The sequence below is a fragment of the Microcystis sp. LSC13-02 genome (genome assembly GCA_002282935.1).
Classification (GTDB): domain Bacteria; phylum Cyanobacteriota; class Cyanobacteriia; order Cyanobacteriales; family Microcystaceae; genus Microcystis.
The window spans coordinates 1-12,743 of record MTBT01000323.1; the positions used below are offsets into that span (position 1 = coordinate 1).

Here is a 12,743-nt window from a genome sequence, read left to right on the forward strand (position 1 = left end):
GATTCCCTCTGGTTTGGTTGGATACGTCCTGCCAGATTAAGGAAACTCAGTGAACCAAGAATCCCTCGCTTTTAGCGACGGGAGTGTCAATCAACCGTTTACAGGAATTGCACAAAAGTGATGTCCTCTGTTCTCAGTGGTTCTAGGAGCATCAAAATCATCGGCTATCCCAACTTTTCCCGCAGCACTTCCGGGTTGAAGCGGTGGTTTCTTGGCTAACTTTACAGGACCTAATTTAACTACAGGTTCATTCTTTTTTGTGATGATAATTTCTTCACCTTTAAGTACAGCTTCCAATAACTCATTAAGTTAATTTTTTGCTGGTTTTAATTCAACTGTAGTCGTTGGTTTACCTGACTGTTCAACAATACAAACAAGCGATGGATTAAGTTATATCTATATCTTTACTTTTAATCATTATAGTTAACTTTTGATGAGCGGTATCTTATCCGACAAAGCCCCGAACCTGAAAACCGAGGCGGGATTTTCATATGATAAATTATCATATAAATAATATTACCTTATCTCCTGACCCATGACCCAATCAAGCACCAAACAACGGATCTCTATTACCGTCGATTCTAAATTGCTTCAAGATATTGACCAATTGACGGAGAATCGCTCTGCTGCTGTCGAAGAAGGATTGCGACTGTGGCACCGACAGCAGATAGAAAACCAGTTACGCACCTTCTACCAAACCCAAAAACCAACTGAACGGCAATTTGACCTGGACTGGGGAGAATTCGCCCAAACCCAAATGGAAGAAATCCTCGACCCGGAAGGACTCTAACATGGAAGATGACAATTATCCCCACCAAGGAGAGATTTATTTAATTCGCGCCCTTAAAACCATAGGAGACACCAAAAAACGCCCTGCTGTTGTCGTTTCTATCAATGTCAGGAATCAGCTTTCTAGTAGTGTTTTGGTTGTTCCCTTGACCAGCGATTTAACCGGTGGAGAAACCCCAACCCGTATTTTGATCGAAGCGGGAGAAGGCGGACTCTTAACAGATTCTCTGGCCTTATGCGACAATATCTCAGCGATTCGCCAAGTTTATCTGGAACAAGGTCCCTATGGCGCAATTTAGCCTCAATCCCGACAACGAATTCAACAGGGAATTAAAATTGCGATCGCTATCTTTTAATTCCCTGTTTTATTGGGAAAGATAAAAGTTAGCCAACTTAATTCCCTGGGAAAAATTTGCAGCCTGTAGGTTGGGTTGACGTAAGGAAACCCAACACACAATAATTGTTATGATTTCTTGGAGCAAGTTGAAAAATCGATCTTCTATGTTCAGCAACATCACAACATCAGTGAAGAAATCGGCACTCGGCAAGGGGCAGTATGAAATGGGATCACTTATTTAGATTTCAGATTCTATGCGGAATTATCGCCATTAGCCTGTAGTAGTGGTAGGGTTGACGTAAGGAAACCCAACACACAATAATTGTTATGATTTCTTGGAGCAGGTTGAAAAATCGCTCTTCTATGTTCAGCAACATCAGAACATCAGTGAAGAAATCGGCACTCGGCAAGGGGTAGTATGAAATGGGATCACTTATTTAGATTTCAGATGCTATATGGTAAAATTTGCATAATTCAGTAAGATTAGTATTATCCTATATTATTTCAACTCAACTTCCTATGAGTAACAAATCTACGATTAAATTGCTGATCGCTTTTAACGATCCTAACCTGGAACCTGAAGAACGCGACAAACAAGTCCAAGTATTACTGACAGAACTAGAACAGGCAGATGAAGTTGAATCGGTTAAACGCATTCTTGATCCCAATCCTCCTGAAGGTAATAAGTCATTGGGCGGTTTTTTGGGTGGAATCTTAATGACCGAAGTTAACCCCGCTAATGGCAAAAAACTGTTAGGGTTTCTGGGCGATCGCCTGGGAGGTAAACCGATAGAATTGTCGGTAGAGGCCAATGGTCGCAAGTTGACGGTTAAGGCTCACAGTCGAGAAGAATTGGAAATGGCTATTAAAGCGGCTCAAGACTTTATCTCAGGTTAAAGAAGGTATTATGGCAAAATTTGCTTTGTTAATTGGTGTGAGCGAGTATTCCGAAGGATTGCGCCCAATTTCTAGTGCAATTCTAGACGTTGAAGCAATGCGCCGAGTATTAGAGCATCCAGACATGGGAGCCTTTGATCAGGTTACAGTTTTGCCTAACCCAGACAAAGGGAGTATGGAAAAAGCAGTTGAGGATTTATTTGCTAATCGACAGCGAGATGATTTGGTGCTTTTATATTTTTCTGGGCATGGACTTAAAGCTCAAAATGCTAGATTTTTTCTGAGTACAAGAGACACTGGGTGTGATCAGTATGGAGATTTTCGTCGTGCAACAGCTTTAGCGGCAAGTAAACTTCAAGAGTATATCACAGATAGTCGTTCCCAAAGACAGATAATTATTCTCGACTGCTGTTTTAGTGGCGCATTTGTTCAAGGCAAAGGAACACCTGTAATGGGAGTAATGGGAGAAATAGATATTCAAACTGAGTTAGGAGGAAGAGGAAGGGCAATTCTTACTTCTTCTAGCTCGATTGAGTATTCTTTTGAATCGGAGGATAACGACCTTTCTATCTACACAAGATATCTAGTCGAGGGAATTGAAACTGGTGCGGCAGACAGAGATGGAGATCAGAAAATTTCCGTTAACGAGTTGCATGAGTATGCCAGCGAACGGGTACAGGAAGCCGCCCCTGCCATGACTCCCAAATTTTCTCTTTCTCTTGAACAAGAGGATACGATTATTTTGTCTAAATCTCCTCTTGCCGCTAATGACCCTAAGTTCAAGTATCGTAAGAAAGTTGAGGATATTATTAGAGGATGGGATGATGAGGATACTAAAGATTATCTTTTTAAGGATGAAGACTTTTCTGCTGGAGATAGGGCAGTTTTGGATGCAAGAATATACCAACTTAATCTCTCATTAGACGAAGCAAGAGCTATTGAAATAGAAGTTCTGAGTCCATTGCAACAGCGACTAGAAAATCTCAAGAAATATGAGAATGCGTTTCTAAGAATATCTGCCAATCATACCCCATTGACAAGTAGAGATAGGGAGTCATTAAAGGAACTGCAAAGTATTTATGGACTCAGGAATGAGGATGTTCAGTTCATTGAAGACAAGCACAAACCCAACAGTTCTAACGTCGATACTTCAATTCCAGAACCCACTCCTCCAATAATTCCAGAACCTACTCCTCCAATAAACTGGAATCTAGTAATTGACAAACTTTTACATCTTATTAATATTTTAAAGTCCAAAAATCCCAAATTAATTCTGCCGATTAGCATAGGAATACCATTAATAGCAGTTGTAAGTTTAATTGCCATTAATCGCCCTGATAATTGTCCAAAACAAACGGGAGACTTTATTAGTGAAGGAGAAGAAGTTCTTAATTACTCTCAATCGTTTAACAAGAAGAAAGGTACAGAATATTTTGCACAGTGTGATTATCAAAAAGCCCTGTTAAGATTTAAGGACGCATGGCAACAGGATAGGCTAGATCCAGAAACGTTAATTTACTTAAATAATGCTTTACTAGAAGCCAATAAAATGCCATATTACACGATTGCTGTTGCTGTTAGTATTCCCAAAAATCAAAATGACTTTAATGATGATGATGGTGATAGTCGAGCAAAAGAAATGTTACGAGGAGTAGCACAATTACAAACAAAAATTAATCTAGGACTTTTAAATGACAATGATCCATTCCTCAAGTATTTTCCAGATCAAAATTTTATCAATAAAAAAGCGATTAATGGTAAGGGATTAAAAGTTGTCATTACTAATGATGAAAATGACGAATTATTAGCCAAAAAGACAGCATCATCTCTTTCCCAGCGTCCTGAAATTTTAGGGGTTGTTGGTCACTATCCCAGTGAAATGACTGTGGCAACGGTGGATATTTATAAGGAAAATAATTTAGTTTTGATTTCTCCCGGATCAACGACTAGCGAGCTTACTAAATACCCCAGAAAAAATTTCCTGCGAACTGTTTTTTCTGTCGAGCAACAATCTCCTGCCATTGCAAAATTTTTGCAAGAAAAGTCTATTAAAAAAATAGTGGGCTTTTATACTCAAGGAAGTCCATTTAGTGAATCTTTTTTTAATAGTTTTAAAACTATTTTTACAAGCCCTCCATTCTCTGGAACTGTAGTAAAATTAGATGAATTTGATCTGGGAAATAATTTTAAGGCAGAAGAAGCCATCCAAGAGTTACGAAAAAGACAAGGAAAAATAACAGAAACAATAGGGCTTGTACTATTCCCAAAAGCGATTGGCGATGCTCAAGGCGATGCAATTAAACTTATAAAACTTAATAATAGTCAAAATTGGGTTATCGGATCATGGGGGCTTCGTAGTTCTCGTACCTTAGAACAAATTGACAACCTACAACCTTTTCAAAAGTTTGTTATTGCGGTTCCTTGGGATTCTTTAACCAGTCCTAACAAGAATTTTCTTAAGGATGCTAAAATTTTATGGACTACAACTTCAGTTAATGCAATAACAGCCCTATCCTATGATGCAACTCTTGCTCTAACAAAAGCTCTAGAAAAGGAAAATACTCCAACAAGAATTAATCTCCTTGAACACTTAAAGTCTCCTGATTTTCTTGTCACTAAAGGTGCAACTGGGACAATTAAATTCGATGAAAATGGCGATCGCAAAAAATTCGATGAAAATGGCGATCCCCAAAATCCCTCCGTAGAATTTGTTCACATTGTGGAGTGTCGGACACTAAGTTCAGATTTTGCTTTTGTCCCAATCAAGTATCCTACTGCTAAAGATGCTGGTTTATCCTGTTTAAACTCACCCAAAAAGCCTAGTCCCTAGCTAATTAGGTTTTGCTGAAAAAGTCTGAAATGCCGCTAGGAAAAAGGTTTCGACTCAATAAAGCGATCGCTGCCATCGTACCTACGTTCATCTTATATTTAATTCCACCCACCCACTTGCAATAATCTATATTAAGCCAATAAAGCCTGTTTTATTGGGTTTCCTGCCTCCCATTGACAGTATGCTAAAACTAATAATTAATATCATCGTCGCAATCACTCGTGGACTGGAGACAACAACTGATTATTTTTACCCGTTACCCGGAATTGGGGAAAGTAAAAACCCGTATGATTCCAGCTTTGGCAGCCGAGGGAGCCGAGGAATTGCACCGCAAACTGGCCGAATATACTCTCGGTAAATTAGCGGGTTTGAGGAATTTTCTCTCCCTGATCATTTACTACCATGGCGGCAGCGAGGAAAAAATGCGTACTTGGTTAGGTGTGCATTATTGCTATCATTCTCAACGGGGAAAAGACTTAGGAGAAAAGATGCAAAATGCTTTTGCCGATGGTTTTGCTCAAGGGATGACAGCGATCGCTATTATTGGCACAGATTGCCCAGAAATCGGGGAAAAAGAGATTTTAGCAGCCTTTGAAGCCCTAAAAACCCACGATATGGTTTTAGGGCCGGCGTTAGATGGAGGATACTACCTAATTGCTTTAAAACAGGTCTTTCCAGAGCTTTTTAGCGATATTCCCTGGGGAACGGGGGAAGTCCTGGCAAAAACCCAGACAATCGGCGCTAAACTGGCTTTAAAAACCGCTTATCTGCCTAAATTAGCCGATATTGATCGCCCGGAAGACCTGCCTATCTTAAAAAAATACCTGCCGGAATTAAGGTTGAACGATGACGGGGGTTCCCATGCGGACTAAATCAAACAACACTTTTACATCCCGATTCCGCATCCGCACACAACCATGGGAAGCGGCGCTACCGAGGGAATTTTCCGCGGGGGTCCCGTGAAAACCGATGGAATTTTTGCCGTCAGTCCAAAAACCGATCCATCTTTCCCCTAATGGACTATTGGCACCGGGGGTGCTGACTTTGCCTGTCCAGGGACTTTTCCAGACGGGATTGCGAACTAATTCCCGCACCTCAAATTTACCGGTGGGGGTTTCCCAGCCTTTTTTGCCGACGGCGACGGTAAATTGTGCTAAAACTTGCTTATCTTGATAAACGTAAACTTTTCTCTCTTTCAGTTTTAGGACCAGATGGGTAGCGAGAGTTTGATTGGCTGCCGTATTCGGGGTGACGGTGCTGATTTGGTTAGCTTGGGCCGGATATACGGGTAAACAAGTTAATCCTAATCCGATGATTAAGAGGGTCAAATTTCGTTTGAACGCCATTTTTCCCACACTCCTCAATTGCTATAGCGATAATTTTTAAGGATAGCAAATAGGGAACTTTTTGGAAATTCAAGCCGTCCACGCTGTGCCAGTTTTAGCTTCGTACTGCCGACAACCTTCACAAGGACCTGGGGGATTAACCGCACAACGCAAATGGGGGGAATACGCATTAAAACGACAACTAAGATCACCGATAAAGGCCGGTTTATTTTCTGTCTCTAGAGGTATTGACAAAAAATCACTGGCCATCACCGTGCTGTATTCGTGACGATAGCTAATCCCTCTCAAACGGTTGCTTAATCTCTGTTGGGATCGGTTAATCAACCAGAGACTAACGAGAGAGGGAAAGAGGGCGAGGACAAAAACAAAGGTTATCCTGATCACGATTTCAGTTTAGGCGATCGCCAGTGATGCTAACTTATTATCGAGGCAGTCCCTAGAAATTAGGCCATAACCAGGGAAGATTTAAGGGGTTCTTCCTTTTTGCTTTCATAAACTGCCGCAGGACCGGGGAATCCTCTGGTTAGTTCCCGCACTTTAATCTCACCTGCTTGCAGGGATTTGGTCAAAATTTCCATGGCAACCACGGGTTTACCCGCACCACAGAAGAATAAATCAGCGGCGAAATAGCCGTGTTCAGGCCAGGTGTGGATCGCGATATGAGATTCAGCTAAAGTCGCCGTCGCGGTAACTCCGTGGGGACTGAACTGGTGGACACACAAATCGATCAGCGTTGCTTCTCCTGCCGTAATTCCATCGAGGATAGCGCGGCGAATGCGCTCGGGATCGTTGAGGAGGTCAGCAGGTACTTGCCAAGCATCGACAATCAAATGGGTTCCCAGTTTGGTCATTTTTTTTTCAATACTCCCTATCGAAAAACCTTCACAGAATTACCAGTATAACACAATTTTTCTAACTTGTGCAAAAAAGATCTGGTTTTTCTCGGTTACTTTCTCTAAAAAACTGGGACAGAGCAGGGGAGAAGGGTGTGGGGTGTGGGGTGTGGGGCTTACTTCTGCTTGACAATAGTATCGTTAGGCGTTAGGATTTGATCATCAGTTAATCAGTTATCAGTTATGATCGTCAATTTCAAGTCCGAAGAGACTAAGCTCATTTTCGAGGGGTTTCAGTCTCGTCACTATCCCCCTGATATTCAATCGGTCGCTCTACGAAAACTGCTAATCCTTGCAGCGGCGTTATCGATCAATGATCTGCGTGTCCCACCGGGTAATCGGTTGGAGAAGTTGCAGGGCGATCGTCAGGGCCAGTACAGCATCCGTATTAATGACCAATGGAGAATTTGCTTCATTTGGACTGATGAAGGCAATGCTGATCAGGTAGAGATAGTGGACTACCACTAAAATTAGCTAAATGCAATGAACAGCAACACTTCGACACATTTCGACAAGCTCAATGTAAAAGCTCAGTTGCACCGGTTGCCCAATATCCATCCCGGTGAAATCCTCAAGTTAGATTTTCTGGAACCGCTCAATATTACCCCCTACAGACTGAGTAAAGATTTAAGCGTAGCTCAAACTCGTATCGGTGAGATTTTAGCCGGTAAGCGTAGTATCACTGCGGACACAGCTTTGCGTCTGTCACGATATTTTGGTAACAGTCCTCAGTTTTGGCTGAATCTTCAAACAGACTACGATCTCCGTCAAGCTCAGGCAAAGAATGCCGAAGTTTATAACCACATTCCCATCACTCCATTTGCAGATGTGGCTGAGGGTCCTAATTTTATCTGGGAGGGGGGACGGGATTAGTGGGGACGGTGGGACTGGGAGAATCGGCAGGAATGGGGGGATTTTCGGGTTTACGGACTTGGGGGACGGGTAACAGATAGAAAAGTAGGGCGCAAGCGACAAGACTGCCTAATCCTGCCAAAAAAGGTACTGTTCGACTGGCCACCGATTCATTAACCTTATGGTAGCGACGGGAAACTGGCTGTAATTTCAGGTTTAGGTCGGGTAAAGTGCGAGTATCGGCAAAAAATTGGTCAATCGCTTCTATTAAATCGAATAACTGCACGGTACTGATTTCTATCTTGACCGGACTTTCTGGGATATTCAAGTCCGTTGATGGATACCAAACCAGACGATGGAGATTCTGGTCAATCTTTTCTAGGTACACATGATCTGGTTCATGGACGGGGTCTTGGGGATGACGAACACCACTCAAAAATTCTTGGGCATACTGACTGACCGCTTGTACTAAATTTTCCAAGAAAACCCGACCACCTTGCAGGACTTTATTGGCCCCGATTAACCGACATTCTACGTTAGTCAAAATTGAGAGTAAAGGTCGGCTATCACTGGGGTTAGCTGGGGCGAAATCATCGCCGAAACCATCGAGAATCAGGGTACAATTGGGCAAGCTATACTGTCTTCTCATCTCTACACGATCTCCCCATCAAATAAACTAATCCAAAACCGCTGCATTCCCGTCGTACCAGTACAAAATAATAACTGATCGAGGAGGGATAAAGCCAGTTCATTTAAAGCATTTTCATCGGCTAGATAAACCGATACTTTGGCCCGGCGGGGGTTCATGCGACTGCGAAAATTGGAGCGAAATCTTTCTAGGTATTCTGATAAAAGAAAATTATTATCCACGGGTAAACCCTTTGATTCCATCTGTTGCCGCGCTAACAGTAATTGTCGGATGGATATAGCTAGGGGTTTGGCCCGATAACTGGCAATGATAACTAAAGCTTTTGCTTGGTCAAGGGTGAGACGGTCGAGGGTGTAGGAAATTCGCCATGGATTAGTGCAGCGTAAGCGCCAGAAAATAATCCGGTTTTTAACAATTTTATCGAGTCCTAGTTCTTTACAGAGGGCTAACAGGGCTTCCCCAGCACCGACTTCTAAGGATTCCAACGCTAATAGCATTAAATCGATATGCTGTTGGAGATGTAGGGCGCATTGCTGACTGGCAATCGGAAAATCGGGTAAAACGCTTAAAATAACTGGTTTTTCTGGGGCTGATGCTGTAGATTCGGGCGTTAGGCTAGTAGAGGTCATGATATAGGAGAACTAAAACACAAGGGCGATCGAGTCAGGATATTGTAAATTGTATTGTATAGATAGCTGTCCCCCATTTTACGAGACAAGGAAACCGAATGGATCTGAAATCACTTATTCGCGATATTCCCGACTTTCCCAAACCGGGTATTGTCTTCCGCGATATTACTACCCTACTCAATCATCCCCAAGGATTACGTTACACGATCGATACCCTAACGGCAAAGTGTCGCGATTACGGTTTATCCCCTGATTACATTGTCGGTATGGAATCCAGGGGTTTTCTCTTTGGTGTTCCTTTAGCATACCAATTAGAAGCGGGATTTATTCCTGTCCGGAAACCGGGCAAATTACCCGCCGCCGTTCACAGTATCGAGTATGATTTGGAATACGGAAGCGATAGCCTCGAAATTCATCAAGACGCGGTGGCAGCCCATCATAAAGTCTTAATTGTCGATGATTTGATCGCGACGGGAGGGACGGCGAAAGCGACGGCCGATTTATTAGAAAAAATTGGTTGCGAGGTTTTAGGATTTGCTTTTATCATCGAGTTAATCGACCTCGGTGGTCGGGAAAAATTACCCGATTTACCGATTATTACCCTCATCGATTATTAGGTTTTTTTCTATGACGGCGACTGATGATAATTATAAGGCGGCCACCGCTCGATCGAGTGCTAATGGGTTACAATCTCTCCTAACTAGCGAAACTTTTTTATATATTGTCAAGCGTGTTCTCCAGGGTTTATTAACTCTGTTGTTGGCCTCGGCTTTGAGTTTCGCTATTATCCAATTAACCCCCGGCGGTTTTCTGGCTTTGCTTGACCTTAATCCCAAGATTAGTCAGGAAACTAAAGAACAATATATTGCCCTTTTTGGTTTAAAAGACCCGCCGATTGTCCAGTATTTTAAATGGTTATGGCAAGTGGTAACTCAGTTTAATTTTGGTCTGAGTTTTACCTATTTTCGTCCCGTGTCTTCCCTCTTATTAGAGAGAATTCCAGCGACGTTATTAATGTCTTTGACTTCCATCATTTTAACCTGGGCGATTGCGATTCCCTTGGGCATTCTCAGCGCCGTCAAACAAAACCAATTTATCGATAAATTTTTCCGAGTTATCAGTTATGTTGGTCAAGGTTTCCCCAGTTTTATCACTGCCCTTTTACTGCTAATTCTCGCCCAAAATGTCTCGCCGCTTTTACCGGTGGGTGATATGACCAGTATTAACTATTCGGAATATTCCCCTATCGGTAAAGTTTTAGATATCGCTTGGCACATGATTTTACCAACTATTGCCCTGACAGTTACCAGTTTTGCGGGATTACAAAGATTGATGCGGGGACAATTATTAGATGTTCTTCGACAGGATTATATTCAAACCGCGAGGGCGAAAGGTTTACCAGAAAATAAAGTTATCTATGTCCACGCTTTACGCAATGCTATTAATCCCCTGATAACTCTTTTGGGCTTTGAATTTTCCAGTTTGTTAAGTGGGGCATTTATCGCCGAATTTTTCTTTAACTGGCCCGGATTAGGTCGTTTAATTCTGCAAGCTGTGACGGCTAAAGATTTATATTTAGTTATGGGCAGTTTAATGATGGGTGCTACTATGTTGATTATCGGTAATCTCCTGGCTGATTTACTTCTCAAAGCTGTAGATCCTAGAATTAAATTGGAGGATTTAAAGTAGGGGAAATGGGGAAATGGGGAAATTCAACTAAATTCCTCACTACTCAACCCCTAAACCATTTTTTCCTTTTCACTTTTTACTTAACAAAATATGTTAGCAACTACACATTATTTACTCAGGTCAAAACAAGACGGACAATATCTAGTGGCGCGTCTGAGAAAAGGTGAAAGCGAAACTCCGGCTAGTTATCTGCTTCTGTTTAAAGAATCCTACGATGCTTTAAGTTATATCAATACCCATGCTCAGGATTTAGCCAATAATTTTTCAGTGGAAACTCTCTCAGGAACACAATTAAAGGGACTGATGCAGCGATGGGGATTTGCAGGAATTGGTTTAGTGAGTGAACCGTTGGAACCACAGGTACAGTTTTTAGCCTACGAAAAAGGATTTAATCTCTAAACTATGAAAAAGCTGTTAATCACTGGAGTTAGTGGGTTTTTAGGTTGGCATATTTACCAAAAAACTCGCTCATCCTGGGCAAGTTTTGGTACATATTTTAATCACAATGTCAATAGTAATGACCCAAATTTAATTAAAATTAACTTAACAGACTTAGCCGCAGTTAAAGAACTTTTTCAACAGATTAAACCCGACGCAGTAATTCATGCGGCTGCCCAATCAAAACCGAATCTCTGTCAAGAATTTCCCCAAGCATCCGAGGCAATTAATCTGACAGCTTCTCTAGAAATTGCCCGTTTGTGTAGTCAATATCAAATACCGCTAGTTTTTACCTCTACCGATTTAGTTTTTGATGGTAAAAATGCCCCCTATTCCGAAAATGATCCGGTTTCTCCCGTGAGTATCTATGGTGAGCAAAAAGTAGCGGCAGAAAAGGGTATTTTAGCAATATATCCTTGGGCGGCTATCTGTCGAATGCCTTTGATGTTTGGTTCCCCTTCTCCCACCGCTAATAGTTTTCTCCAACCCTTTTTAAAAACCCTCCAAGAGGGAAAAGAATTATCTCTATTTACTGACGAATATCGCACTGCTGTTGGGGTTAATAGTGCGGTGAATGGTTTACTTTTAGCTCTAGAAAAAGTGCAAGGTATTATTCATCTAGGGGGTAAAGAAAGAGTTTCTCGTTATCAATTTGGTTTACTAATGGCGGCAGTTTTTAACATTCCTGGAGAACAAATAAAACCCTGTTTACAGTGCGATGTTCCCATGATTGCGCCGCGTCCGCAGGATGTTTCTCTTGATAGTTCTCTCGCTTTTTCTTTGGGTTATCAACCATTAAGTATTAAAACCGAATTAGAGGCAATTAGAGATGAAATTATCTGAACAAAAGCGGACTATATTAATTATCTTGCTCCTTTTTTTTACCGCTATTCTCATGACCAATTATTTTGAGGTAGGGATGACAGGAGTGTTGGCTTTTGGGGTTGCTTATCTTTCTAAAGGATTGCGAAAAGTTAAGTAGGGTTTGCTGAAAAAGCCTGAAATGCTGATAGGAAAAAGGTTTCGACTCAATAAAGTCTAGAAGAAAGGCACAAAAAAAGGTAAAGTAGCCTAAAAGCCCTCCATTTTTTTACTCAGTACATATGTATTGAATCTCGTCGGCAACTCCATCAGAACCCGAATCATTTGAACTGCCCTTTGCTCGAAAACTATCAGATGAAAACCTTTGGGTTATTATGGCCAACTTAATTCCCTGGGAAAAATTTGAGGAAGAATACGCGCGCATACTTCTCCGAAAACAAGGGTGCGCCCGCCTTACCATTTAGGATGGCATTGGCAGCATTATAGCAATTCTTGAAGCTATGAGGTACAATGGAGAGCAAATAGACAAATAATAGAACTCGCCAGCTTCCTATGAGACCCTATTCCGTAGA

At 41.7% G+C, this 12,743-nt stretch carries 18 protein-coding genes and 1 pseudogene; 13 read left to right on the forward strand and 6 right to left on the reverse strand.

All coding sequences use genetic code 11. From position 1 onward, the window contains the following. Window positions 1-90: 90 nt before the first annotated feature. The gene (locus BGL89_RS20140) at window positions 91-297 is read right to left on the reverse strand and encodes a type II toxin-antitoxin system Phd/YefM family antitoxin (RefSeq protein ID WP_286827309.1); all 207 of its coding nucleotides are present in this window, start codon (window positions 295-297) and stop codon (window positions 91-93) included. Between the two features lie 238 nt (window positions 298-535). Between BGL89_RS20140 and BGL89_RS20145 the strand changes: the two genes are divergently transcribed. The 5 genes from BGL89_RS20145 to BGL89_RS20165 all read left to right on the forward strand — a co-directional run bounded on the left by BGL89_RS20145 (window position 536) and on the right by BGL89_RS20165 (window position 5,725). Beyond that, window positions 536-790: a ribbon-helix-helix domain-containing protein gene (locus tag BGL89_RS20145; protein WP_271972564.1), complete on the forward strand. Its 255-nt coding sequence runs from the start codon at window positions 536-538 to the stop codon at window positions 788-790. A 1-nt stretch (window position 791) separates the two neighbouring features. Continuing rightward, window positions 792-1,088, forward strand: coding sequence for a type II toxin-antitoxin system PemK/MazF family toxin (locus BGL89_RS20150; RefSeq protein WP_286827312.1), 297 nt, complete (start codon window positions 792-794; stop codon window positions 1,086-1,088). 557 nt (window positions 1,089-1,645) lie between these two features. Continuing rightward, on the forward strand, window positions 1,646-2,023 hold the full coding sequence (locus tag BGL89_RS20155; protein WP_286827314.1) for a hypothetical protein: 378 nt from the start codon (window positions 1,646-1,648) through the stop codon (window positions 2,021-2,023). Window positions 2,024-2,033: 10 nt separating this feature from the next. Next, complete coding sequence (locus tag BGL89_RS20160) at window positions 2,034-4,853, forward strand: caspase, EACC1-associated type (protein WP_286827315.1); 2,820 nt, start codon at window positions 2,034-2,036, stop codon at window positions 4,851-4,853. A 221-nt stretch (window positions 4,854-5,074) separates the two neighbouring features. Further along, window positions 5,075-5,725 carry a TIGR04282 family arsenosugar biosynthesis glycosyltransferase gene (locus BGL89_RS20165; protein ID WP_286827317.1) on the forward strand — a complete coding sequence of 217 codons (651 nt, stop codon included), beginning with the start codon at window positions 5,075-5,077 and terminating at the stop codon, window positions 5,723-5,725. Here the strand turns inward: BGL89_RS20165 and BGL89_RS20170 are convergent. From BGL89_RS20170 to speD, 3 genes are all read right to left on the reverse strand, one after another. Further along, a complete protein-coding gene (locus BGL89_RS20170) occupies window positions 5,687-6,199 on the reverse strand; it encodes a L,D-transpeptidase (protein WP_286827319.1) in 513 nt (170 codons plus the stop codon). The genes BGL89_RS20165 and BGL89_RS20170 overlap by 39 nt on opposite strands. 69 nt (window positions 6,200-6,268) lie before the next feature. After that, window positions 6,269-6,583: a DUF6464 family protein gene (locus BGL89_RS20175; RefSeq protein WP_286827321.1), complete on the reverse strand. Its 315-nt coding sequence runs from the start codon at window positions 6,581-6,583 to the stop codon at window positions 6,269-6,271. Window positions 6,584-6,642: 59 nt separating this feature from the next. After that, the gene (gene speD, locus BGL89_RS20180) at window positions 6,643-7,050 is read right to left on the reverse strand and encodes an adenosylmethionine decarboxylase (protein WP_002781248.1); all 408 of its coding nucleotides are present in this window, start codon (window positions 7,048-7,050) and stop codon (window positions 6,643-6,645) included. 225 nt (window positions 7,051-7,275) lie between these two features. Between speD and BGL89_RS20185 the strand changes: the two genes are divergently transcribed. Further along, the gene (locus BGL89_RS20185; protein WP_149107350.1) at window positions 7,276-7,560 is read left to right on the forward strand and encodes a type II toxin-antitoxin system RelE/ParE family toxin; all 285 of its coding nucleotides are present in this window, start codon (window positions 7,276-7,278) and stop codon (window positions 7,558-7,560) included. A 15-nt stretch (window positions 7,561-7,575) separates the two neighbouring features. Continuing rightward, a complete protein-coding gene (locus BGL89_RS20190; RefSeq protein ID WP_286827324.1) occupies window positions 7,576-7,965 on the forward strand; it encodes a HigA family addiction module antitoxin in 390 nt (129 codons plus the stop codon). Here BGL89_RS20190 and BGL89_RS20195 read toward each other — a convergent pair. Further along, on the reverse strand, window positions 7,940-8,593 hold the full coding sequence (locus BGL89_RS20195) for a DUF4335 domain-containing protein (RefSeq protein WP_286827326.1): 654 nt from the start codon (window positions 8,591-8,593) through the stop codon (window positions 7,940-7,942). The two genes, BGL89_RS20190 and BGL89_RS20195, sit on opposite strands and share 26 nt — an antisense overlap. Window positions 8,594-8,595: 2 nt before the next feature. Then, entirely contained in the window at window positions 8,596-9,222 is a 627-nt protein-coding gene (locus BGL89_RS20200) for a DUF3038 domain-containing protein (protein ID WP_002799452.1), read from the reverse strand. A 98-nt stretch (window positions 9,223-9,320) separates the two neighbouring features. Between BGL89_RS20200 and BGL89_RS20205 the strand changes: the two genes are divergently transcribed. The 6 genes and pseudogenes from BGL89_RS20205 to BGL89_RS20230 all read left to right on the forward strand — a co-directional run. Beyond that, the gene (locus BGL89_RS20205; protein ID WP_008197822.1) at window positions 9,321-9,839 is read left to right on the forward strand and encodes an adenine phosphoribosyltransferase; all 519 of its coding nucleotides are present in this window, start codon (window positions 9,321-9,323) and stop codon (window positions 9,837-9,839) included. A gap of 10 nt (window positions 9,840-9,849) precedes the next feature. After that, the gene (locus tag BGL89_RS20210; protein ID WP_286827328.1) at window positions 9,850-10,911 is read left to right on the forward strand and encodes an ABC transporter permease; all 1,062 of its coding nucleotides are present in this window, start codon (window positions 9,850-9,852) and stop codon (window positions 10,909-10,911) included. A 90-nt stretch (window positions 10,912-11,001) separates the two neighbouring features. Continuing rightward, a complete protein-coding gene (locus BGL89_RS20215) occupies window positions 11,002-11,310 on the forward strand; it encodes a hypothetical protein (protein ID WP_002737657.1) in 309 nt (102 codons plus the stop codon). A 3-nt stretch (window positions 11,311-11,313) separates the two neighbouring features. After that, window positions 11,314-12,192, forward strand: coding sequence for an SDR family oxidoreductase (locus BGL89_RS20220; protein ID WP_286827329.1), 879 nt, complete (start codon window positions 11,314-11,316; stop codon window positions 12,190-12,192). Beyond that, a complete protein-coding gene (locus BGL89_RS20225) occupies window positions 12,179-12,331 on the forward strand; it encodes a hypothetical protein (RefSeq protein ID WP_286827330.1) in 153 nt (50 codons plus the stop codon). Before BGL89_RS20220 ends, BGL89_RS20225 begins: the two co-directional genes overlap by 14 nt. Before the next feature lie 130 nt (window positions 12,332-12,461). Then, window positions 12,462-12,654, forward strand: a pseudogene (locus BGL89_RS20230) (transposase); the annotation flags it as partial. Window positions 12,655-12,743: the final 89 nt, after the last annotated feature.